Genomic DNA, 22025 nt, shown 5'->3' on the forward strand with positions numbered 1-22025 from the left:
TCGTTACCAGCGGCGGTCCGGACCACGGTGGTCGCCGTAGCCGTAACCATAGTCACGGTCGTGGCGCTCGTAGCGGATCTGGGCGCTGATGCGGTCGAAGCGACGATCCAGGTCGGCGCGTTCCCAGCCGCTCAGGCCACCGCGACGATAGCGGGATTCCAGGCGGGCGGTTTCGCGCAGCTCGGCGCGCAGGCGGTAGGCTTCACCACGGGTCAGCGTACCGTTGCGCTGGCCCATGTCGATGCGGCGTTCCAGCTGGTCCTGGCGCTGGTTGATCGACTGCGCCGAGGCCACGGCGGGGACGGTGGCGGCCGCCAGGGCCGAGACCGCAACGATCGGGATCAGGATCTTTTTCATCGTTCGGTTCCTCTTCGAATTGCTCCATCGCGTCCCGTTGGGGAGGGGTGGGAAGCGACGTTGAGCTAAGAGAAACACACTCAGCCTGAAGCGGTTCTGAGCCGCCCGTTATGTTCGGTTCATGTTCAGGTGGTCGGCGACGGAGGCTCAGGCCGCCTGCGCCAGCCGGGCCGCCGTCATGGCCGCTTCGATGGCGGCGTAGAGCTTGGTGACTTCGATCGGCTTGGCCACATGGCCGTCCATGCCGGCGGCCAGATAGCCCTCGACCTGATGGGCCAGGGCGTTGGCGGTCACGGCCACGATCGGGGTGCGCGGACGGTCTTCGGCGGCTTCCAGGGCGCGGATCGCCTGGGCGGCCTCGACGCCGTCCATGCCGGGCATGTGGATGTCCATCAGCACGATGTCGAACTTCGACTCTTTCCAGGCCTGGATGCAGGCCTCGCCGTCGGCGACCAGCACGACTTCGGCGTGCAGCGGGGCGAGGACGGCCTGGACTACCTTCTGGTTGGTCGGATTGTCGTCGGCCGCCAGCACGCGCAAGCGAGAGGGTTCGGCTGGCGCCGTCTTGGCTTCGGCTTCGGGCATGGCCGGGGTCTCCGCCGCTTCGACCGCGGGGACATGGCCATCGTCGATATAGTGGATGTCGGTGATCGCCTCTTCGCGGGGCAGGGCGACCAGGACGGTGAAGGTGGAGCCGCGGCCCTCGCGGCTTTGAACCTTGATCGAGCCGTCCATCAGATTGGCCAGTTCGCGGCAGATGGCCAGGCCCAGGCCCGAGCCGCCGAAGCGGCGGGTGGTCGAGCTGTCGGCCTGGACGAACTTGTCGAACAGGCGCGGCAGGATGTCGGGCGACATGCCGATACCGGTGTCGGCCACGTCGATGCGCAGACCGTCGCCATCCTCGGCCGAGGCGAAGCGAACGGCGACGGCGCCTTCCAGCGTGAACTTCAGGGCGTTGGCGATCAGGTTGCCCAGGATTTGGCGCAGGCGGTCCACGTCGCCGCGCCATAGTCCTTGGGCCTCCGGCGCGATGGCGACCTCGAAGGCCAGGCCTCTGTCGCGGGCCTGGGGCGCGTAGGTCTCGCGGATACTCTGGGCCAGCTGGGCGATGTCGAACGGGCGGTCCTGGATCTCCAGGCGGCCGGCCTCGATCTTCGACAGGTCCAGCACGTCGTTCAGCACGCCAAGCAGCACGGCGCCGGACTCGCGGATCACCGACAGGCGCTCGCGCTGGGTCGGGGCCAGGTCGTCCATGGCCATGACCTCGGCCATGGCCAGAACGCCGTTCAGGGGCGTGCGGATCTCGTGGCTCATATTTGCCAGGAAATGCGACTTCAGCACGTTGGCGGCGTTGGCGTCGTCGCGCGCCTTGACCAGTTCGGCCATGGCGCCCCGCAGGTCGTGGTCGTTGGCCTCCAGGCGCGTCACCAGATGGTTGAAGCTGGCGGTCAGGCTCTGGAAGACGTCGTCGTCGGCGGTGTGCTCGACGACCTTGAACCGGCCGCCCAAGGCGGTCTCGTGCATGGCCTCTGACAGGCGCTCCATCGGGCGGGCCAGGCGTCGGGCCAGGCTGTTGGCCAGCAGGATCGCCAGGCCGGCCGCGCCGAAGAACAGGGCTCCGGTCAGGGCCAGGTCGCGGGCCAGGGTCTGGCCCAGGCCCGGGTGCTGGGCGACCAGAACCAGGGAGCCGACGGTCTGGGAGGACAGCTTGATCGGGCGCGTCAGCGTGTCGGCGTCGGTGGGACTGGCCTCACCCAGCTGGGCGACGGTGCGGCCCTTGGTGTCGATGATTCGCACGGAGGCGACGCTGGGCGCCTTGGCGACGGCCTCCAGGGCCCGATAGACGCCGACCATGTTGTGGTCGGCCAGCGGCGCGGCGGCGCCGGCGGCGGCCATCTGGGCCAGGATCTCGTGATTGGCGCGCGCTTCCTGCCGCGCGACGCTCCACTGCTGCAGCATGAAGCACAGGCACGCGGCCACGAGCGCGAGCACGGTCGTGGCCAGGGCCACGCCCGCGATTCGCGCCTGGAGGGGCGCGTGCGTCGGCGCGCTGCTCGCGCTGTCGTTGTGCTGTTCGCCCATTAGCGTCCAGGAACTCAATCGTCACGACAGTGTGCCTGAAGGTTCCTAACGCTTCGCTTCCAAGGTCATTCGGAGATACGCGGCAAAACAACGCTAAGGCGCATTTTTGCGTTGCTTTCGCTTTAACATTCTATTTACCCTTTCCATTAGTGTTTCGTTAACGGAGGCGGGCGTGGAAAAGGTTTTTGTTGCGAAGCGTGTGGCCAGCAAGCTGTACGCAACCGAAGCGGCGGTGGACGCGGCTATGGTCGAAGTCGCCGAGATGATGGCCGAGTTGGTGCAGGCTCGTAAGGACCTGAACCTGGCGGCCACGGTTGGTCACGGCGTTAGCGCCAAGCTCGTGGAAGCCATGCAGGCGCTGTCGAGCGCGCGCACGGCCGTCGTCGAGGCGCATGGCGGATTGGATGAGACGCGTCTGCGGCTTGGCATGCGCACGCGCATGGGCGGCGCTCTGTACCCTGAGAAAGAACAGTCTGGCACGACCGGCCTGCGCGAGGCCGTCTAAGGTCTCGGCAAAAACACATTGCAATAGTTTAATACCTTTGGGCCTCTAATTTGTATTAGAGGCCCAAAGCATGTTTGCGTATCTGCAACTGTTGTTCTTGGTTGATTGGCTGCTGATCGCGGTGGCCTGCTTCGGCGCGTGGCGATGGGGCGCGCGGCAGGAACGTCATGCCGCGGCGCTGGTTCTGGCGATCTTCGTCGGTTTCATCCTGGCCAGCCTTATCCGCGACAAGGAATTCATCCGGGGCGTCTATCTGACGTTGGACGGCCTGCTGGCGCTGGGTCTGCTGTTGCTGTCGCTACGCTACGCCACGCGCTGGCTAGGCGTCACCGTCTTGTTGCAAGGGGTGCAGTTCAGTCTTCACGCCTATTACCTCGTCGCGGCCAGGCGATATGACAACTTCTATATCCTGGTGAACAATCTGGTCAGTCTGGGCGTGTTGATCTGCTTGCTGACAGGCGTCGCGCTGGCCTGGCGCGCGAGACGGCGCGCCGCAAAATAATTGCCGCGACCGGACGATTTGTCCGACGTGTCGCAAAATCTCTCCTTGCTTTTCCCGGCCGAACAGGGTTTCTCGCCGGCGGGCCACGCCCTCCCAACGGGGCGCAGTCCATCTGTAAGGATGGGAGACATCGCTATGACCACGACCCTCGCCAAGCCGGCGATCCGCCCGGCTCGCCCCGAGTTCTCTTCCGGCCCCTGCGCCAAGCGCCCCGGCTGGACCCCCGAAAATCTCCGGAACGCCGTCCTCGGCCGTTCGCACCGCTCGAAGCTGGGCAAGGCGCGCCTGAAGGCCGCCATCGACCAGACGCGCGAAGTTCTGGAAGTGCCGGCCGACTTCCTGATCGGCATCGTCGCCGGTTCGGACACCGGCGCCGTCGAGATGGCCATGTGGTCGATGCTCGGCGCCCGCCCCGTACAACTGATGGCCTTCGAGTCCTTCGGCAAGGACTGGGTCACGGACGTCACCAAGCAACTGAAGCTGCCCGACGTCGAGGTGCTGAGCGCCCCGTACGGCCAGCTGCCCGACACGACCAAGGTCGATCCCGCCAAGGATCTGGTTTTCACCTGGAACGGCACGACCTCGGGCGTGCGTGTCCCGAACGCCGACTTCATCTCGGCCGATCGTGAAGGCATCACCATCTGCGACGCCACCAGCGCCGCCTTCGCCCAGGACCTGGACTGGGACAAGCTGGATGTCGTGACCTTCTCCTGGCAGAAGGCGCTGGGCGGCGAAGGCGCGCACGGGATCCTGATCCTGTCGCCGCGCGCCGTGGCCCGTCTGGAAAGCTACACGCCGGCCTGGCCGATGCCGAAGCTGTTCCGCATGACGAAAGCCGGCAAGATCGCCGCCGACATCTTCGAGGGCGCGACGATCAACACGCCGTCGATGCTGTGCGTGGAAGACGCCCTGGACGCCCTGAAGTGGGCCGCCTCGATCGGCGGTCTGCAGGCCATGCAGGCCCGCGCCGACCAGAACCTGGCGGTGCTGGCCGACTGGGTCGCCAAGACCCCGTGGGTGGACTTCCTGGCCGCGACGCCGGACATCCGCTCCAACACCTCGGTGTGCCTGAAGGTCGTCGATCCCACGATCGCGGCCTTGCCGGAAGACGCCCAGGCCGACTTCGCCAAGAAGCTGGCCAGCCTGCTCGAGAAGGAGGGCGCGGCCCTCGATATTGGCGGCTATCGCGACGCCCCGGCCGGCCTGCGCATCTGGTGCGGCGCCACGGTGGAAGCTTCCGACCTGGAAGCCCTGACGCCTTGGCTCGACTGGGCCTTCGCCACCGTCTCGGCCGAACTGGCCGCCGCTTAATTCGCGCCCTCCTTCCCCCTCGATGGGGGAGGGACGAGCGGCCCAGCCGCTTCAGACCACACCCCAATTCCGTCCTTCCCGCAGCCGGAAGGCCCGAAAATCAGAGAGCTCCCATGACCGCTCCTCGCGTTCTCATCGCTGACAAGCTCAGCCCCGCCGCCGTCGACATCTTCAAGAACCGCGGCGTCGCCTTCGACATCAAGGTCGGCCTGTCCAAGGACGAGCTGATCGCCGTGATCGGCGACTATGACGGCGTCGCCATCCGCTCGGGCGCCAAGCTCGACAAGGACGTGATCGCCGCCGCCCACAAGCTGCGCGTCATCGCTCGCGCCGGCATCGGCGTCGACAATGTCGACATCCCGGCCGCCACGGCCAAGGGCATCGTCGTGATGAACACGCCCTTCGGCAACTCGATCACCACGGCCGAGCACGCCATCGCCATGATGTTCGCCCTGGCCCGCCAGATCCCCGCCGCCGACGCCTCGACCCAGGCCGGCAAGTGGGAGAAGAACCGCTTCATGGGCGTGGAGCTGTACGCCAAGACCCTGGGCCTGATCGGGGCCGGCAACATCGGCGGCATCGTCGCCGACCGCGCCCTGGGCCTGAAGATGAAGGTCGTGGCCTACGACCCCTTCCTGTCGCCGGAACGCGCCGTCGAGATCGGCGTCGAGAAGGTCGAGCTGGAGGACCTGCTGGCCCGCGCCGATGTCATCACCCTGCACACCCCGCTGACCGACAAGACCCGCAACATCCTGTCGGCCGAGAACCTGGCCAAGACCAAGAAGGGCGTGCTGATCGTCAACTGCGCTCGCGGCGGCCTGGTCGACGAAGCCGCCCTGCGCAAGCTGCTGGACGAAGGCCATGTCGGCGGCGCGGCCTTCGACGTGTTCGTCACCGAGCCGGCTAAGGAAAACCCGCTGTTCGGCAGCGACAAGGTCGTGGCCACCCCGCACCTGGGCGCCAGCACCAGCGAAGCGCAAGAGAACGTGGCCCTGCAGGTCGCCGAGCAGGTCAGCGACTATCTGCTGACCGGCGCGGTCACCAACGCCCTGAACAGCCCGTCGATCACGGCCGAGGAAGCCCCGAAGCTGAAGCCGTTCGTGGCCTTGGCCGAGAAGATCGGCGCCCTGGCCGGCCAGATGGTCGACTTCGGCATCAAGGCCATCGACATCGCCTTCGAGGGCGAGGTCAGCAAGCTGAACGTCAAGCCGATGACCTCGGCCGCCCTGGCTGGCGTGCTGAAGCCGATGCTGGCGGAGATCAACATGGTCTCGGCTCCGGCCATCGCCAAGGATCGCGGCGTCACCGTCTCGGAAAGCCGCCAGGACGTCAGCCCCACCTATGACAGCCTGATGCGCGTGACCATCACCACCGAGAAGGGCAAGCGCGCCTTCGCCGGTACGGTGATCGCCGGCGCCCCGCGCATCGTCGAGGTCAAGGGCATGGAGCTGGACGCGGGCTTCTCGCCGGCCATGCTGTACATCAACAACCTGGACAAGCCGGGCTTCATTGGCGCCCTGGGCATGCTGCTGGGCGAGGCGGGCGTCAACATCGCCACCTTCAACCTGGGCCGCCTCTCCGCCGACGAAGACGCGATCGCCCTGGTCGGCGTCGACCAGGCTCCCGCCGCCGAACTGCTGGCCAAGATCCAGGCCCTTCCGCACGTGAAGGAAGCGCGCGCGCTGACGTTCTGATCTGATGTTCCTTCTCCCCTTGCGGGAGAAGGTGTCATCCGAAGGATGACGGATGAGGGGTTGCGCGGCATCGCCGGTGCGACCCCTCACCCGACCCTTCGGGCCACCCTCTCCCACAAGGGGAGAGGGATGCAGATAGGCTTTCCATGTCCATGCTCGTTCCCCGCAAGATCAGCTGGCCGGGTCTGCTGGTCTTCATCGCCGCCTCGATCTTCACCCTCTACGCGGCCCTGGCGCCGGGAGACGACACCGCCGGCCTGATCCCGTGGGACAAGGCCAAGCACTTCATCGTCTTCTACGGCCTGACCTTCCTGGCGACCCTGGCCCTGCCCAGGAGCCGCTTCTGGAAGATCGGCGGGGTGTTGCTGGCCTTCGGGATCGCCATCGAGATCCTGCAGGGCCTGCCGATCGTCGGGCGCGACGCCGACATCTTCGACGTCGTGGCGGATACTCTGGGTATCGGCTTCTTCTTCGGTCCGATCGTGGTGCGAGGCTGGCTGGACCGGAACGCCCGCGCCTAGGATCCCTCAGGCGTATTGCAGGTGCTCGGGGCGGAAGTAGAACAGCCACGCCAGCTTCAGCACGTTCTGCAGCTCGCGGAAGCTGGGCGGCTCGTAGCGCGACACCACGTGCAGCGGCACGCCGCGGATCTTCAGGACCTCGACCAGCAGCACCAGCGAGGTGTCGACCGAGGCGATCCGCGCGGCCCGCTCGATCACCGTGCTCCAGTCGACCAGGCTGTAGCCCTCGACGAAGCGCAGGCGCACCTCCTTCTCGGGCGCCCTGTACGGGAAGGGCATGGTGCGGGTGCTGCAGGTCTCGTTGACCAGGCAGTAGGGGACGCCGTCGTCCAGGCCCAGCTCGCGGAACAGGTGCTCTTCCTTCTCGCGGTCGCGCTTCAGCTCGACGTGGTCGGACCAGTCCTCCATCGGCACGCCGGCGACCTGGTACTTCAGATCCATGGTCTGCTCGGGGGCGTATCGCCAGGAGAAGAACAGCGACAGATAGGTGTAGTTCGGCCCCTCGATCGGGCTCATCGCGATCTTGTCGGCCAGGAACATGACCTCGTCGCGGAAGTCGAACTCCTCCGTATCGAGGATCGGCGTCTCGACGTTCGCGGGCATGACCAGGGTGTCATAGACCCAGCTGTGCTTCTGGAGCACGGGCATGATCACCCGGCGGCCGGTCGCGGCATAGGTCTTGACGATCTTCTGGATGAAGAACAGGTCGCCGACCATGCCGGGCTGAAAGATGATGACCGGCTTCATGCCGCTCCGCCGAATCTCTTGGACGCGTCAGTGTTGCATGACTTGGCGGCTTAGGCAGAGCGCCCGGTGTGGCCGTACGCCGCGGCGCTTGGTCACTCCGCCCTCAGAAGCTGTCGACGCGCGCTTGCCACGGACGGCTCAAGCCCGCCGCGGCGTCCAGTCCGCCGATCACCCAGCGCCGCGTGTCGGCCGGGTCGATGACGGCGTCGATCTCGAGGGCCGCGGCCATGCTGGTCGCCTTGCCGGCCGCGTACAGCCGGGCGACCAACTGGTCGTAGAGCGCCTTCTGCGTGACCGGATCCGTCTCGGCCTCGAGCTCCTTGCGGTAACCCAGCTTGACCGCCCCTTCGAGGCCCATGCCGCCGAACTCGCCGGTCGGCCAGGCGGCGATGAAGGCCGGGGCATGGAAGGACCCTCCCGCCATGGCCTGGGCGCCCAGGCCGTAGCCCTTGCGGGTCACCACGGTGAACAGCGGGCTGCGCAGCTTGGCCCCGGCGATGAACTGGCGGCTGACGCGGCGCACGGCGGCGGCGTCCTCGCTGCCCGGTCCCACCATGAAGCCGGGCGTGTCGCACAGGCTCAGGACCGGCAGGGCGAAGGCGTCGCACAGCTGCAGGAACCGCGCGGCCTTCTCGGCTCCCTCGCAGTCGATGGCGCCGCCCAGGTGGCGCGGGTCGTTGGCGATCAGCCCCATAGGCCGGCCCTCGAGGCGGATGAGGCCGGTGACCATGCCCGCCGCGAAGCCGCCGCGCAGCTCTAGGAACGCACCCTCGTCGACCAGGCCGGTGATCAGGGCGCGCACGTCGTAGACGCGCAGGCGGTTCTCCGGAGTGGCGTTGCGCAGCCGCCGCTGGTCGGGCGCGGTCCAGGTCGAGAGCGCCCCCTGGAAGTACGATAGCGCCTGCTTGGCCAGTCGGGTGGCGTGGGCTTCGTCGTCGGCCAGGATGTCGATGACGCCATTCTTCCACTGGTGCGCCGACGGACCGATCTGCTCGGGCCGGAACACGCCCAGCCCGCCGCCCTCGATCATCGCTGGCCCACCCATGCCGAGGTTACTGTCGCGGGTGGCGATGATGATCTCGGACAGGCCCGCGATGGCGGCGTTGCCGGCGAAGCAGCGGCCGGCGACGATGGCGATCTTGGGAACCACGCCCGACAGCTGGGCGAAGCTTCGGAACGTCGGCACGTCCAGCCCGGCCACCGCCGTGGTGTCGGTGTCGCCCGGCCGTCCGCCGCCACCCTCAGCGAACCAGACCACCGGCAGGCGCTGCTCGGCGATCACGCTCATCAGCCGGTCTGACTTCCTATGATTCATCGCCCCCTGCGTGCCCGCCAGCACCGTGAAGTCGTAGGCCAGGGCCGCCGTCCGCGCCTTGTCGGGCGGGAACAGGGCGCCGTTGACCGTCCCGATCCCGGTGATCAGCCCGTCGGCCGGCGTGTTGGCGATCAGGTCCTCGACCGAGCGCCGCCGCTTCTGGGCCGCGATGGCCAGGGCGCCGTATTCCAGGAAGCTGCCGGGATCGACCAGGTCGTCGATGTTCTCGCGCGCCGTGCGGTGGCCGGTCTTGCGGCGCTTGGCGACGGCGTCGGGGCGAGCCTCGTCCAGGGTGTGGCGATGGCGGGCGATGACCTCGGCCAGGTCGGGGCGAATGGCGTCGAGATCTTCTTCGCGGCGCTCGACGGTTTCGCCGCCCGCGACGTCCATCGGCTCCAGGAACACCAGCGGCTGGCCCTCGGCGACGGTGGCGCCGGGCTGGGCGGCGATCCTCAGCACCCGGCCACCCGTGGCGGCGTGGACCAGGTGCTCCATCTTCATCGCCTCCAGCACGGCCAAGGCCTGGCCAGGCCGGACGAGGTCGCCCTCGCCGACGGCGATCGAGCCCACCGTGGCGGCCAGCGGCGCGGCGACGACCGCCGAGCCGTCCAGGGTCTCGAAGGCCTGGATGCCGTCCGCCGGCAGTTCTGCGACCAGTTCGGCGGCGTGATCCTCGATGAAGCGCGTGGTCGGGGTTTCGGGCGCGGCCGCCAGGATCGCCCGGACCAGCGGCGCGGTGGTCGCGACGCCGGCGATGGCGAGCTCCGCCAGCGCCCGGTCCAGGCGCGCCGAGGCCTCTTCGTAGGTTCGTCCGCGCGCGATGACCTTGGCCAGCAGGCTGTCATAGGCCGCCCCAACCGAGGTTCCGACCGTGACGCCCGCGTCGACCCGCACGCCCGGACCGCCCGGCGGGCTCCAGGCGCCGATCGTGCCGCTGGACGGCTTCACCTGGCCCTCGGCGGTCAGGGTCTCGGCGTTGATCCGCGCCTGGATGGCGACGCCGAAGGTCGCCGGTGCTTCGAGATCCAGAGGCTTTCCCGCCGCCAGGTCGAACTGCAGCCGCACCAGGTCGAGGCCCGTGACCTCTTCGGTGACCGTGTGCTCGACCTGCAGGCGCGGATTGACCTCCAGGAAGAAGGCGTCCCCGCCGTCCGCGTCGACCAGGAACTCGACGGTGGCCAGGCCCCGGTAGCCGGCGCACAGGGTCTCGGCGTATGTCCAGAGGTGCGCCCGTAATCGATCGGGCAAGGCGGCCGGCGCGATCTCGACCAGCTTCTGGTTCCGGCGTTGCAGCGAGCAGTCACGATCGCCCAGCGCCAGCACGCGGGTCCCGTCGCCGGCGACCTGCACCTCGACATGCCGGGCGCGCTCGATCCGCTTCTCGGCATAGAGGCCGCCGTCGCCGAACGCCGCGAGGGCCTCGCGCTCACAGGCGGAGAAGGCCGCGTCCAGTTCGCCGGGATCCAGCACCGCCCGCAGGCCGCGCCCGCCGCCGCCGGCCCGGGCCTTCAGCATGATCGCGCCGTGCTCGGCCTGGAACGCCCGCGCGCCCTCCGGCGAGATCGCGCCCGTGCCCGGGATCAGCGGCAGGCCCCGCTCGGCCGCCAGCGCCCGCGCCGAGGCCTTGTCGCCGAAGGTCTCCAGGTGCTCGGGCGCGGGGCCGACGAAGACGATCCCGGCCGCCGCGCAGGTCCGCGCCAAGGCCGGGTTCTCCGACAGGAAGCCGTAGCCGGGATGCAGGGCGTCGCAACCCTCGGCCCGGGCGGCGGCGATCACGGCGTCGATGTCTAGATAGGCCCTGGCCCCCGCGCCAGGCAGGGCGACCGCGTGGTCGGCGGCGGCCACGTGCGGGCTTCCCGCGTCATCTGTCGCGTGGATCGCCACGCTGTGGATCCCGGCCTCTGCCGCCGCGCGGGCGATGCGGATGGCGATCTCGCCGCGATTGGCGATCAGGACGCGCGTAAGGGACATGGGCATTCCTTGGCGGTCTCCCCGAAATGGGCGGGCTTCATACGGCCGTTTGACGCACCATCGCCTGTCCCGCTTGACTCTCCAAGCCTGGAAGATCAGAACAAAAGTAGAACATGGAGTTGGGAATGGCCGGATCGCGCGAGGCGCGTCTTGCGGCCCTGAGAGGCCGGATCGCCGCGATCGAAGCGGGGACTCGGACTCCGACTCCGGTCCTGCCGTTCGGCGATCCGGCCATCGACGGCTGCTTTCCGGGTGGCGGTCTGCCGCTGGGCGGCTGGCACGAAGTGACGGGCGCGGGGCTGGAGGACGAGACCGGCGCGACCCCCGCCGCCTTCGTCGGCCTGCTGCTGCGATCCTTGGTCGTCACGGGGGTCAAGACCGGCGCGATCGTCTGGGTCGCTCGCCGCGGCGACCTGTTCGCGCCCGGTCTGTTCGGCCTCGGCTTTCCGGCCGAGCGGCTGATCCAGGTGCGGACCCGCGACGAGGCCGAGACCCTGTCGGTGCTGGAGGACGCTCTGTCGACGCAGGGGGTCGCGGCCGCCGTCGGCGAGGCCGAGGCCCCGGACCTGACCGCCGGCCGCCGCCTGCAGCTGGCCTGCGAGAAGCGCGGCGGTTTCGGCGTGCTGCTGCATCGGCGGCCCTATGGCGGCCGCGCGGGGGCGGCGAGGATGGTGTCCGGCTCGGCCTCGTTCAGCCGCTGGCGGATCGGCCCCGCGCCCAGTCCGCCGCCGCCGGACGACATCGGCCTGGGCCCGCCGTGCTGGCGGGTGGAACTCGAACGCTGCCGGGGCGGACGTCCCGGCGGCTGGATCTTGCAAGCACAGGAGGCCGGCCATGGCCCGCATCCTTTCCGTCTGGTGTCCCAACTGGCCGATCACGACGTGGCGGCGGCGGAACTCCTGCGGCGGGTCGGGTGAGGCCGATAAATCCTCCCCCCAGCGGGGGAGGTGGTCCGAAGGACCGGAGGGGGAAGAGACAAGCGCGGCAGGACTTCCCCCTCCGTCCGCTGCGCGGACACCTCCCCCGCTGGGGGGAGGATTTGCGCCTACGCCGCCCTTCGCCCTGCTGATCTCCGAACACGGAACCCGCCGCCTCGCCGCCATCGACGAGCGCGCCCGCGCCCTCGGCCTGTCCGCCGGCCAGAAGGCCGCCGACGCCCTGGCCCTGGTTCCCGACCTGGTCACCGCCGACCACGATCCCGCCGGCGACCGCGCGGCGCTGGAGGCCTTAAGCGACTGGTGCGTCCGCTTCTCGCCGGCCGTGGCCATCGACGGGACGGATGGCCTGTTCCTCGACATCACCGGGACCGACCACCTGTGGGGCGGCGAGGCGGCCATGCTGGTCGATCTCGTCGGGCGGCTGGCGCGCTGGGGCGTGCCGGCGCGGGCGGCGATCGCCGACACGGCCGGGGCGGCCTGGGCGCTCGCCCGTCATGGCGACGATCTGGCCATCGCCCCGCCAGGCCAGCAGCGGGCGGCGATCCAGGACCTGCCGGTCGCGGCCCTGCGCCTGGAGGACGCCGCCGAGGCCCAGTTGCCGCGCCTGGGCCTACACCGCGTCGGCCAGCTCCTGGCCTTGCCGCGCGCCCAGCTGGCCAAGCGCTTTGGCCTCTTCACGACCCTGCGGCTCGACCAGGCCCTGGGCCAGTCGGCCGAGGCCCTGACCTTCCGCCGGCCGGCCACGCCGTGGTTCGATCGCCTGGCCTTCTTCGAGCCGATCAGCGCGCCCGAGGACCTGGCCCGCGTGACCGGCGACGCGCTGGATCTGATCTGCAAGCGGCTGGAGGCCGAGGGGCGCGGCGCCAAGCGCTTCGAGGTCGTGTTCCATCGGCTGGACGGCCGGGCCTTCCCCGTGCGCGCCGGCCTGGCCCGCATCGGCCGCGACGCCCGGCGGCTGACCCGGCTGATCGTCCCCAAGCTGGACAGGGTCGACTCCGGCTTCGGGATCGAGGTCGTCACCGTCCACGCCAATGCGGTCGAGCCCTTGGCCGCGGCCCAGGACCGCCTCGACGCCGAAAGCGGAACCAGCCTGGACGAGACCCTGGCCCCGCTGATCGATCGCCTGGTCAACCGCCTGGGCGAGAACCGGGTCTGGCGGGCGGATCCGCATCAGAGCCATGTGCCCGAGCGCTCGGTGGTCCGCGTCGCACCGCTGGATCCGCCGGCCGCCAGCGGCTGGGACCCCGATCGCCCGCGTCCGGTGCGCCTGTTCAAGCGGCCCGAGGCGATCACCGCCCTGGCCAAGGTGCCTGACGACCCGCCGATCCAGTTCACCTGGCGGGGCCGTTCGCACCGCGTCCGTCGCGCCGAGGGCCCCGAACGCATCGGCCAGGAATGGTGGCGCGCCGGCGTCGGCGAGACCGACACGGGCCCGGGCAAGATTCGCGACTACTACCGCGTCGAGGACGACGCCGGCGGCCGGTTCTGGATCTTTCGGCAGGGGCTGTTCGGCGGTGACGAGGCGCCCAAGTGGTGGATCCATGGCCTGTTCGGTTAGCGCTGCTGGCCCCCACCTGACCTGCTCCGCAGGTCGTCCGCCCCCAGAGGGAGCGGAAGGAGAAAAGCCTTCCTCCCCCTCTGGGGGAGGGGGACCGGCGAACGCCGGTGGAGGGGGCTTGCCATGAAGGCCCCCGCCTACGCCGAGCTCCAAGCCACCACCAACTTCTCGTTCCTGCGCGGCGCCTCGCACGCGGAGGAGCTGGCGATCGCGGCCGAGGCCCTGGGTCTGGCCGCCATCGGCGTCACCGACCGCAACAGCCTGGCCGGGATCGTGCGCGGCTGGACGGCGGCCAAGACGCGGAACGTCAGGGTCCTGAGCGGCTGTCGCCTGGACTTCATGGACGGGACGCCCAGCCTGCTGTGCTACCCGACCGATCGCGAGGCGTTCGGCCGATTGACGCGCCTGTTGACCGTGGGCCAGCGCCGGGCCGAGAAGGGCGAGTGCCACCTGACCTGGCGGGATTTCCTGGACCACGCCGACGGCCAGATCGGCCTGATCGTCCCGCCCAGGATCCTCGACGAGGCCTTCGCGCGCGACCTGGCCCGCATGGCCGGCGACCTCTCTGGCCGATCCTGGCTGGCGGCCAGCCGCGCCTACGCCGCCCAGGACCTGAAACGCCTGGCGCGCCTGGATGCGCTGGGCCGCGAGGCCGGCGCGCCGATCGTGGCGACCAACGACGTGCTCTATCACGGTCCCGAGCGGCGGCCGCTGCAGGACGTCATCACCTGCGTGCGCGAGCACTGCACGATCCACGAGGCGGGCTTTCGCCTGGAGGCCAACGCCGAGCGGCACATCAAGTCGCCGGTCGAGATGGCCCGCCTGTTCGAGCGTTGGCCGCGCGCGGTGGAGCGCACGGTCGAGATCGTCGAACGGATCGGTTTCGACCTGGGCGACCTCAAGGAAGCGTATCCCGACGAGCCCGTACCGCCCGGCAAGACGGCCATGCAGCACCTGACCGACCTGACCTGGAGCGGCGCGGCCTGGCGCTATCCGGCCGGCGTGCCCGAGAAGGTGAAGGCGCAGCTGACCGAGGAGCTGCGGCTGATCGGCAAGATGGACTATCCCAACTACTTCATCACCGTGCACGACATCGTGCGCGAGGCCCGCAGCATGGGCATCCTGTGCCAGGGGCGCGGCTCGGCAGCCAATTCCTCGGTCTGCTACTGCCTGGGCGTGACGGCGATCGACCCGACCGAGCACCGGCTGCTGTTCACCCGCTTCATCTCCGAGAACCGCGGCGAGCCGCCCGACATCGACGTCGACTTCGAGCACGAGCGGCGCGAGGAGGTGATGCAGTACGTCTATCGCCGCTATGGCCGGGAATACGCCGCCATCTGCGGCACGGTCATCCACTACCGACCGCGCAGCGCCATCCGCGACGTCGGCAAGGCCCTGGGCCTGACCGAGGACGTCACGTCCCTGCTGGCCGGCACGGTCTGGGGCAGCTGGGGCGACGGCCTGCCCGAGGAGCACCTGCGCAACGCGGGCCTGGATCCCGAGGCGCCGGAGATCGCCCGCGCCGTGGCCCTGGCCACCGAACTGATGGGCTTCCCGCGCCACCTGTCGCAGCACGTCGGCGGCTTCGTCCTGACCAAGCGGAGGCTGGACGAGACCGTGCCGATCGGCAACGCGGCCATGGCCGACCGCACCTTCATCGAGTGGGACAAGGACGACATCGACAGCCTGGGCCTGATGAAGGTCGACGTCCTGGCCCTGGGCATGCTGACGGCGATCCAGCGTGCGTTCGGCATGCTGCGGAACGACCACGGCGAGGCCATCGTCGACCTGGCCGACGTGCCCAAGGAGCTGCCGGGCGTCTACGACATGCTGTGCGTCGCCGACAGCGTCGGGGTGTTCCAGGTCGAGAGCCGAGCCCAGATGTCGATGCTGCCCCGGCTGAAGCCCCGGCGGTTCTACGACCTGGTCATCGAGGTGGCGATCGTCCGCCCCGGCCCGATCCAGGGCGACATGGTGCATCCGTACCTGAAGCGGCGGAATGGGATCGAGCCTGTGGATATGCCCGCGCCGTCACCAGAGCATGGGCCGGAAGACGAGCTTGAGCAGATCCTCGGCAACACCTACGGCGTGCCGCTCTTCCAGGAACAGGCCATGAGCCTGGCCATCGAGGCGGCCAAGTTCACGCCCGACGAGGCCGACGGCCTGCGCAAGGCCATGGCCACCTTCCGCAACCTGGGCACGCCGGATGAATATCGCGACCGCTTCGTCGAGGGCATGGTGCGGCGTGGCTACCAGCGCGACTTCGCCGAACGCTGCTTCAAGCAGATCGAGGGCTTCGGCCACTACGGTTTCCCGGAAAGCCACGCGGCCAGCTTCGCCAAGCTCGTTTATGTCTCGGCCTGGATCAAATGGGCCTGGCCCGACGTGTTCTGCGCGGCCCTGATCAATTCCCAGCCGATGGGCTTCTATCAGCCGGCCCAGCTGGTCCGCGACGCGCGCGAGCATGGGGTCGAGGTGCTGCCGCCCGACATCCTGGCCAGCGACTGGGACTGCACGCTGCAGGCGGGGGAGGCGGCTCGGCCCTTCAGGCCGCGTTCCGACAAGGTCGCCGACTACGCCAACCGCCATCGCTGGAAGGCCGTCCGCCTGGGCTTCCGCCAGATCAAGGGGCTGAAGGCGAAGATCGACATTCCGCCGCTGCTGAAGGCCCGCGCCGAGGGGGCCCGCACGCCGGCCGAGTTCGCCCAAGGCGGTGTTCCCCAACGCGCGCTGGAACTCCTGGCCGAGGCCGACGCCTTCGCCTGCGTGGGCCTCACGCGGCGCGAGGCGCTGTGGGCGGTCAAGGGGCTGAAGGGCGAGCACAAGGCCCCGGTCCAGGCCCCGCTGCTGGCCGGCCTGCCGCTGTTCGAAGACAAGGTCGACCTGCCCGGCATGCCTCAAACCCAGGAGGTGGCTGAGGACTATCGCACCACCAGCCTGTCGCTGAAGGCCCACCCGGTGGGCTTCTACCGGCCGATGCTGACGCGGCGCGGGGTGATCACCGCCGAGCAGCTGCTGGGCCTGAAGGACGGCCGCAAGGTCTCGGTGGCGGGCCTCGTCCTGATCCGCCAGCGACCGGGCACGGCCAAGGGCGTGGTGTTCGTGACCCTGGAGGACGAGACCGGCGTCGCCAACGCGGTGGTCTGGAAGGATCGCTTCGAGGCCGACCGCAATGTGGTGATGACCGCCTCGTTCCTGGTCGTCCACGGCCGGGTGCAGCGCGCCGAAAACGTGATCCACATCGTCGCCGAGGGCTTCACGGACCTCTCGGCCCACCTGTCGACCCTGCGCGACGAGCCCGGCGCCCCGGCCCCCCGCGTGCGCCAGAAGGTGTCGGGACGGCTGTTACGGAGCCGGGATTTCCACTGAGGCGAGGGGGCCAACGTCCGCGCGGCGGTGGTCCGGACGGCGTGGGTGAGGCGGTCCAGCAGCCGCGCGGACAGTCGCGAGCGCTGCCAGTAGAGCGAGACCGAGACGCGGCGTCCGGGCGGCAGCTCGACCAGTCGGCCGGCGGCCAAGTGCGGCGCGGCCAGAACCTCGGGCGTCGTCGCCCAGCCAAGCCCCGCCAGGGTCATGTCCAGCATCCCCGGCGTCGACGGCGCCCAGTGCGTCGGCGGCGAGATTTCGACGTTCCAGGCTTCCCGCGCCCACCGGGCCTGCAATTGGTCACGTCGGTCGAAGCGCAGGATGGGCGCCGTTCGGAAAGTTTCCGCGTCCATACCGTTGGCGAAGACGCGCGCCATATAGGCCGGGCTGGCCGTCGCCAGATAGTCGATCGCGCCCAGCGGATAGGTCTTGCAGCCAGGCACGGGCGCGGGATCGGCGGTCACGGCCGCCAGCACGTCGCCCGACCGCAGGCGATCGGCGGTATGGGCCTCGTCCTCGAGGACCAGATCCAGCATCGCCCCGGTCTCGGCCGCGAAGACGGCGGCGGCTTGCGGGAACCAGGTGCTGACGCTGTCGGCGTTGACCGCGACCCGCACGGTCGAGGGCTCCAGGGCCGGACCGGCCAAGCCCGGCAGATCGCCGATGACCTCGCTTTCCAGGAGCCGGACCTGTTCGACGTGGGCGCAGAGCTTGATCCCGATCTCGGTAGGCCGGCAAGGAACGCCACGGGTCAGCAGGATCGCGCCGACGCGCTCCTCCAATCCCTTGACGCGCTGCGACACGGCCGAGGGCGTGACACCCAGAACGGTGGCGGCGCGCTCGAAGCTGCCTTCGCGGGCGACAGCGGCCACGGCGGCGAGCGAGGCGTAGTCCAGCATTAGGTTTCCTAAATCGGGCTTAGAAACCTGAGTTAGCCTACATGCGGTGGCGCGGGCATCAAGTCGCTCATGATTGAAACGCTCCTTCCCGCCTTCACCCAGGGTTTCCTCCTGTCAGGAGGGCTGATCATCGCCATCGGCGCCCAAAACATGTTCGTGCTGCGCCAAGGTCTGAAGCGCGAGCATGTCGTCCCCATCGTGATCTTCTGCGCCCTAGCCGACGCGACCCTCATCTGGGCGGGGGTGAGCGGCCTGGGCGCAATCCTGGCGTTGGTCCCAGGTCTGTCTTTAATCCTGAGCCTGGGTGGCGCGGCCTTCCTGGTTTGGTACGGGGTCTCGGCCCTGCGTCGGGCGGCCAGGCCGACCGCCCTGGTCGTGAGCGGCGAGGCGGGTCTGACCCTTGGCGCGGCCCTGGCGGGGACGGCGGCCTTCACCTTCCTGAACCCGCACGTCTATATCGACACGGTGATGCTGATGGGCGCGGTCGGGACCAGCATGCCGCCCATGGAGCGGCCGCTGTTCATTGCCGGCGCGGCGCTGGCCAGTCTGTCTTGGTTCTCGTCTCTGGGCTTCGGGGCGCGGTTCCTGGCGCCGCTGTTCGCCAAGCCGGGGGCGTGGAAGGCGCTCGATCTTGCTATCGGCGTCATGATGCTCGCCCTTGCCGCCAGCCTGGTCCACGGCGCGCTGACCGCTTGAGTGGGGGAGCCGGGCTGGTGAAGGGCTCGAGGCGACTGAGCCCCAAGATCTAGGCCGCCTCTCGCCCCCACACCCGCCGCAGCCCCCAATAGACCGCGCCCGCGACGAGGAAGCTGGGAAGGGTCGCGCCGAGGTCTGGCGCGAGGCGGCTCAGGGCCTGATAGGCGACGATGCCGGTGGCCCAGGCCAGCAGGGCGGGGAGGTAGAGGCCGGCGCGGGCCTCGGTCGTCGCGCGGCGGCGCATGACGAAGTGGTCGGTCAGTAGCACCCCGAACAGCGGCGCGAACACCGAGCCGATCAGCAGCAGGAAACTCTCGTAACGGCCGATCGGGGCGAACAGGGCGATCGTCGTGCAGACGGCGCCGAAGATCAGGGCCAGGTTGGCGGGCTTGGCTGGGAGCAGGGTGGCGGTCGAGACGGCGGCCGAGTGGATGTCGGCGAAGGTGTTGTCGGTCTCGTCGATGACGATCAGCAGCAGGGCGATCCCGCCGCCACTGGCGGCCAGGGCCGACAGCAGCAGGGTCTCGCCGCCATTCCCCCCATTGGCGCCCGACGCCAGGGCATAGGCCGCGCCCAGGCTCATGAACCAGATGTTGGCTAGGCCGTAGCCCAGGGCGCTGCCCCGGAACATGCCGCCGCTGGTGCGGCCGAAGCGTGTGTAGTCGGCGATCAGTGGCAACCAGGACAGGGGCATGGCGATCACCAGGTCGACGCCGGCGCCGAAGCTGATCTCGCCCGTGCCGGCCTTGGCCAGCAGGGCGGCCAGGTCGTGCTCGGCCAGCAGCCGCCAGCTCAGCCAGCCGGCGCCGGCCAGCAGCAGCCACAGGCCGAAGGCGCGCAGGAAGCGGCGGACGAACGACACCGGCCCGACGATGGCCAGCCAGGTCGCCAGCAGGCCGAAAGCCAGGGTCCAGATCATCGGATTGGACAGGCCGAAGGTCTGGCGGGTCAGGGCGTCGGCGGCGTCGCGCATGGCGATGATCTCGAACGCGCCCCAGCCAACCAGCTGCACGGCATTCAGCGTCGCCGGGACCGCCGCGCCGCGCGCGCCCAGGGTCAGGCGCAGGGCGCCCATGGCCGAGAGGCCGGTGTCAGAGCCCACCACCCCGGCGGCGGCCAGCAGCAGGGCGCCCAGGACCGAACCGGTGACGATCGCCGCCAGGGCCGCGCCCAGGCTCAGGCCCGGAACCAGGAAGGCGCCGGCCTGCAGGACCAGCAGGCCGATGCCCAGGCTGAACCACAGCGAGAAGGCGTCGCGGGCCTCGAACGTGCGCCGCTCCGGGGGCACGGGCGTCAGGGGCGCGTAGGTGTCGTCGAGCGGGGCCATCAATCTGGTTTAGCAGGCGCTAGAGCGCGTTAGGGTTAGGTGTACGCGGGTAACCCGCTCTAACGCGCTCTAAATGTAAGAATTGGGGCACGGAAAAGCCCCGCGCCTTGCGACGCGGGGCTTTCGATAGATCGTCAGTACGCGCTGATAATCAGGCGATCTTTTCGACCTGGTTGTATTCCAGCTCCACCGGGGTGGCGCGGCCGAAGATCGAGACGGTGACGCGCAGGCGGGCCTTTTCCTCGTCGACATATTCGACCGAGCCGTTGAAGCTGGCGAACGGGCCGTCGGTGACGCGGACGTTCTCGCCCACTTCGTACAGGACCACGGCCTTGGGGGCGGCGACGCCTTCCTCGATCGTGCCGATGATGCGCTGGACTTCCTTTTCGGAGACCGGCATCGGCTTGGAGCCGCTGCCCAGGAAGCCCGTGACCTTCGGGGTGTTCTTGATCAGGTGGTAGGCCTCGTCCGAGAGGTTCATCTTCACCAGGACGTAGCCCGGGAAGAACTTGCGCTCGGCGTTGACCTTACGGCCGCGGCGGATCTCGACGACCTCTTCGGTCGGCACGAGAATCTCGGAGAAGTTCTCCTCCAGGCCCTGGTTCTTGGCCTGCTCGCGGATGCTCTCGGCCACCTTCTTCTCGAAGTTCGAGTAGGCGTGGACGATGTACCACTTGTGGTTCGGGTTGGACGCGGTTTCGGTGCTCATCGTCTCTATCTTATCCCGAGGTGGCCAGCTTCAGAAGCTGGTTGATCGCGAAGCCGATACCGCCGTCGACGGCGGTGAAGAACAGCGACGCCAACACCACCATGATGAAGACCATCACCGAGGTGATCCAGGTCTCCTTGCGGGACGTCCAGGTGATCTTGCGGGCTTCGGCGCGGACCTCGCGGGCGAACTGGGCCGGGCTGGTGCGCTTCTTGGGGGCGGCGGGAGCGGCGGCCGAGGTCGCGCCAGCGCCGGCGGGCGCCATCGCCGCTGCCGTTTTCGCGGCGCGGTTCTTCATCGCGGTCGGGCTGGATCCCGGTTTCCTGGCCATGCTCTTGAGGCTCACGACTTCCTAGAATGCGGGCCATCACGCGACCCGTCGGAAACATATAGTGGCAGGAGTGGGGGGACTCGAACCCACGACTTTCGGTTTTGGAGACCGACGCTCTACCAGCTGAGCTACACTCCTGCGGACCGACCGCCCTTTCGGGCTGACGGACACCCGGAGACAGGCAGCGCGCCGGGAGGCTTTGAAGCCTCGGCGCGCCATGTCCTGTCGCCAGAGCCGCGCCATTTAGCAGGGTCGCATGCGGCGGGCAAGCGGGGCGCAACGGTTTGACGGGTTTGGGCGCCTTCAACCCCGCGCTTCAAGGGGCGGCGAGGGCGCGAAAAGGGGATCGGAAGCCCTCGTTGCGGCGTTATTTCGCCATGCCCACGATCTCGTCGCCCCAACCGCAACCCTCATCGTCCGGCCGTCCGTCGAATCGGGAGGTCGAGCACGAAAACCAACGTCCCGCGCCTCGGGACGGCCAACCACCCAGGCCGGCCACCGAGCCGCGCGGCGCGGCCGACAGCACCCGTTCGCCGAAGACCCGGACCGATCCGGGCTCCGGCGAGGGGTCATGACAGGGTCCTGAGCGCGACGGACGTTTCTATCGTCACGCCCTGGACGGGATCAGCCGGCCTTTTCCTTGGCCTTGCCGGTCTTGCTGGCGTCGTTGGACGCGCTGGACGGCAAGGTCGCGCCGCACTGGATGCCCAGGTAGGACCACTTCACGTCCGTCAGCTGACGGCCGCACTGGGTGTTCTTCCCAAGATCCTTGCCCTGCAGCGACACCGCCACGCCCTTGGATAGATCCGGGGCGGGACTGGCGGTGCTGATATCATAGTAACCGCCGCCTCGGCCCTTCACGACCAGGCAATTGGTGTTCTCGACGGGCCTCACGCAGCCCGAAGCGGTGACAGGGGTGCCTTCCACGACGACTTGCTGGGCCTGCGCGACTTTCGTCTTCGCGCCGCCTTCGCTGCAGCCGGCCAAACCAAACGCTAACAGACCAGCCGCCGCGGCGGCCCCTACGAACCAAACCCGCATACGTTCCTCCGTATCGTTGGCTCCGCGAACGAAGCAAAAGGAAGTCTGCGCTTCGTTCGAGAGACCGGCAATCACATTTTTGACGTTTTCGAAAAACCGGTGCGGCTGTTTCGCGGAATAGGAAAAAGATTGTCCTTAACCGGACGACTCGCGCA

At 69.0% G+C, this 22025-nt stretch carries 16 protein-coding genes, 1 tRNA gene and 2 pseudogenes; 9 read left to right on the plus strand and 10 right to left on the minus strand.

Translation table 11 applies throughout. The features are described from left to right. Positions 1-3: 3 nt before the first annotated feature. Positions 4-357, minus strand: a complete 354-nt coding sequence (locus MZV50_RS04840) for a hypothetical protein (protein ID WP_252633269.1) — start codon at positions 355-357, stop codon at positions 4-6. A 147-nt stretch (positions 358-504) separates the two neighbouring features. Next, positions 505-2530: pseudogene (locus tag MZV50_RS04845) on the minus strand (ATP-binding protein). 81 nt (positions 2531-2611) lie between these two features. On the opposite strand from MZV50_RS04845, the gene MZV50_RS04850 reads away from it, so the two are divergent. From MZV50_RS04850 to MZV50_RS04870, 5 genes are all read left to right on the plus strand, one after another. Continuing rightward, positions 2612-2944, plus strand: a complete 333-nt coding sequence (locus MZV50_RS04850) for a hypothetical protein (protein WP_252633270.1) — start codon at positions 2612-2614, stop codon at positions 2942-2944. Between the two features lie 70 nt (positions 2945-3014). Continuing rightward, entirely contained in the window at positions 3015-3446 is a 432-nt protein-coding gene (locus tag MZV50_RS04855; RefSeq protein ID WP_252633271.1) for a hypothetical protein, read from the plus strand. 135 nt (positions 3447-3581) lie between these two features. Continuing rightward, positions 3582-4757: a phosphoserine transaminase gene (locus MZV50_RS04860; protein WP_252633273.1), complete on the plus strand. Its 1176-nt coding sequence runs from the start codon at positions 3582-3584 to the stop codon at positions 4755-4757. Between the two features lie 113 nt (positions 4758-4870). Further along, positions 4871-6451 (plus strand): phosphoglycerate dehydrogenase, encoded by a 1581-nt coding sequence (serA, locus tag MZV50_RS04865; protein ID WP_252633275.1) that lies wholly within the window; start codon positions 4871-4873, stop codon positions 6449-6451. 146 nt (positions 6452-6597) lie between these two features. Next, positions 6598-6972 (plus strand): hypothetical protein, encoded by a 375-nt coding sequence (locus MZV50_RS04870; RefSeq protein ID WP_252633276.1) that lies wholly within the window; start codon positions 6598-6600, stop codon positions 6970-6972. 6 nt (positions 6973-6978) lie between these two features. Here the strand turns inward: MZV50_RS04870 and MZV50_RS04875 are convergent, their stop codons facing one another. Then, on the minus strand, positions 6979-7719 hold the full coding sequence (locus tag MZV50_RS04875; RefSeq protein ID WP_252633278.1) for a hypothetical protein: 741 nt from the start codon (positions 7717-7719) through the stop codon (positions 6979-6981). Between the two features lie 103 nt (positions 7720-7822). Beyond that, the gene (locus MZV50_RS04880; protein ID WP_252633280.1) at positions 7823-11005 is read right to left on the minus strand and encodes an acetyl-CoA carboxylase family protein; all 3183 of its coding nucleotides are present in this window, start codon (positions 11003-11005) and stop codon (positions 7823-7825) included. 113 nt (positions 11006-11118) lie between these two features. On the opposite strand from MZV50_RS04880, the gene MZV50_RS04885 reads away from it, so the two are divergent. The 3 genes from MZV50_RS04885 (at position 11119) to MZV50_RS04895 (ending at position 16870) form a co-directional block, all read left to right on the plus strand. Further along, a complete protein-coding gene (locus MZV50_RS04885; protein WP_252633281.1) occupies positions 11119-11922 on the plus strand; it encodes an ImuA family protein in 804 nt (267 codons plus the stop codon). Continuing rightward, on the plus strand, positions 11840-13501 hold the full coding sequence (locus MZV50_RS04890; protein WP_252633282.1) for a Y-family DNA polymerase: 1662 nt from the start codon (positions 11840-11842) through the stop codon (positions 13499-13501). Before MZV50_RS04885 ends, MZV50_RS04890 begins: the two co-directional genes overlap by 83 nt. Before the next feature lie 123 nt (positions 13502-13624). Continuing rightward, positions 13625-16870 (plus strand): error-prone DNA polymerase, encoded by a 3246-nt coding sequence (locus tag MZV50_RS04895; protein ID WP_252633283.1) that lies wholly within the window; start codon positions 13625-13627, stop codon positions 16868-16870. Positions 16871-16890: 20 nt separating this feature from the next. Here MZV50_RS04895 and MZV50_RS04900 read toward each other — a convergent pair. Then, positions 16891-17766, minus strand: a pseudogene (locus tag MZV50_RS04900) (LysR family transcriptional regulator ArgP); the annotation flags it as partial. Between the two features lie 69 nt (positions 17767-17835). Between MZV50_RS04900 and MZV50_RS04905 the strand changes: the two are divergent. Then, positions 17836-18462: a LysE/ArgO family amino acid transporter gene (locus MZV50_RS04905; protein ID WP_252633284.1), complete on the plus strand. Its 627-nt coding sequence runs from the start codon at positions 17836-17838 to the stop codon at positions 18460-18462. Positions 18463-18511: 49 nt separating this feature from the next. Here the strand turns inward: MZV50_RS04905 and cytX are convergent, their stop codons facing one another. From cytX to MZV50_RS04935, 5 genes are all read right to left on the minus strand, one after another. After that, positions 18512-19789 (minus strand): putative hydroxymethylpyrimidine transporter CytX, encoded by a 1278-nt coding sequence (cytX, locus tag MZV50_RS04910; RefSeq protein WP_252633285.1) that lies wholly within the window; start codon positions 19787-19789, stop codon positions 18512-18514. Positions 19790-19940: 151 nt separating this feature from the next. Then, complete coding sequence (gene nusG / locus MZV50_RS04915; protein WP_223393135.1) at positions 19941-20498, minus strand: transcription termination/antitermination protein NusG; 558 nt, start codon at positions 20496-20498, stop codon at positions 19941-19943. Between the two features lie 10 nt (positions 20499-20508). Then, positions 20509-20829 (minus strand): preprotein translocase subunit SecE, encoded by a 321-nt coding sequence (secE, locus tag MZV50_RS04920; protein WP_252635180.1) that lies wholly within the window; start codon positions 20827-20829, stop codon positions 20509-20511. A gap of 62 nt (positions 20830-20891) precedes the next feature. Next, positions 20892-20967: transfer RNA gene (locus MZV50_RS04925), tRNA-Trp, on the minus strand. A gap of 486 nt (positions 20968-21453) precedes the next feature. After that, complete coding sequence (locus MZV50_RS04935) at positions 21454-21870, minus strand: hypothetical protein (protein ID WP_252633286.1); 417 nt, start codon at positions 21868-21870, stop codon at positions 21454-21456. Between the last annotated feature and the right edge of the window lie 155 nt (positions 21871-22025).

This window comes from Caulobacter segnis (genome assembly GCF_023935105.1).
GTDB classification, from domain to species: domain Bacteria; phylum Pseudomonadota; class Alphaproteobacteria; order Caulobacterales; family Caulobacteraceae; genus Caulobacter; species Caulobacter segnis_B.

Bases quoted from the DNA above. Each gene is read 5' to 3' on its own strand.
- MZV50_RS04855 (WP_252633271.1), top strand. From the start codon at position 3,015: ATGTTTGCGTATCTGCAACTGTTGTTCTTGGTTGATTGGCTGCTGATC.
- serA (WP_252633275.1), top strand. From the start codon at position 4,871: ATGACCGCTCCTCGCGTTCTCATCGCTGACAAGCTCAGCCCCGCCGCC.
- nusG (WP_223393135.1), bottom strand. From the start codon at position 20,498: ATGAGCACCGAAACCGCGTCCAACCCGAACCACAAGTGGTACATCGTC.
- cytX (WP_252633285.1), bottom strand. From the start codon at position 19,789: ATGGCCCCGCTCGACGACACCTACGCGCCCCTGACGCCCGTGCCCCCG.
- MZV50_RS04860 (WP_252633273.1), top strand. From the start codon at position 3,582: ATGACCACGACCCTCGCCAAGCCGGCGATCCGCCCGGCTCGCCCCGAG.
- MZV50_RS04880 (WP_252633280.1), bottom strand. From the start codon at position 11,005: ATGTCCCTTACGCGCGTCCTGATCGCCAATCGCGGCGAGATCGCCATC.
- MZV50_RS04840 (WP_252633269.1), bottom strand. From the start codon at position 357: ATGAAAAAGATCCTGATCCCGATCGTTGCGGTCTCGGCCCTGGCGGCC.
- MZV50_RS04890 (WP_252633282.1), top strand. From the start codon at position 11,840: ATGGCCCGCATCCTTTCCGTCTGGTGTCCCAACTGGCCGATCACGACG.
- MZV50_RS04870 (WP_252633276.1), top strand. From the start codon at position 6,598: ATGTCCATGCTCGTTCCCCGCAAGATCAGCTGGCCGGGTCTGCTGGTC.
- MZV50_RS04905 (WP_252633284.1), top strand. From the start codon at position 17,836: ATGATTGAAACGCTCCTTCCCGCCTTCACCCAGGGTTTCCTCCTGTCA.
- MZV50_RS04935 (WP_252633286.1), bottom strand. From the start codon at position 21,870: ATGCGGGTTTGGTTCGTAGGGGCCGCCGCGGCGGCTGGTCTGTTAGCG.
- MZV50_RS04895 (WP_252633283.1), top strand. From the start codon at position 13,625: ATGAAGGCCCCCGCCTACGCCGAGCTCCAAGCCACCACCAACTTCTCG.
- MZV50_RS04885 (WP_252633281.1), top strand. From the start codon at position 11,119: ATGGAGTTGGGAATGGCCGGATCGCGCGAGGCGCGTCTTGCGGCCCTG.
- MZV50_RS04875 (WP_252633278.1), bottom strand. From the start codon at position 7,719: ATGAAGCCGGTCATCATCTTTCAGCCCGGCATGGTCGGCGACCTGTTC.
- secE (WP_252635180.1), bottom strand. From the start codon at position 20,829: ATGGCCAGGAAACCGGGATCCAGCCCGACCGCGATGAAGAACCGCGCC.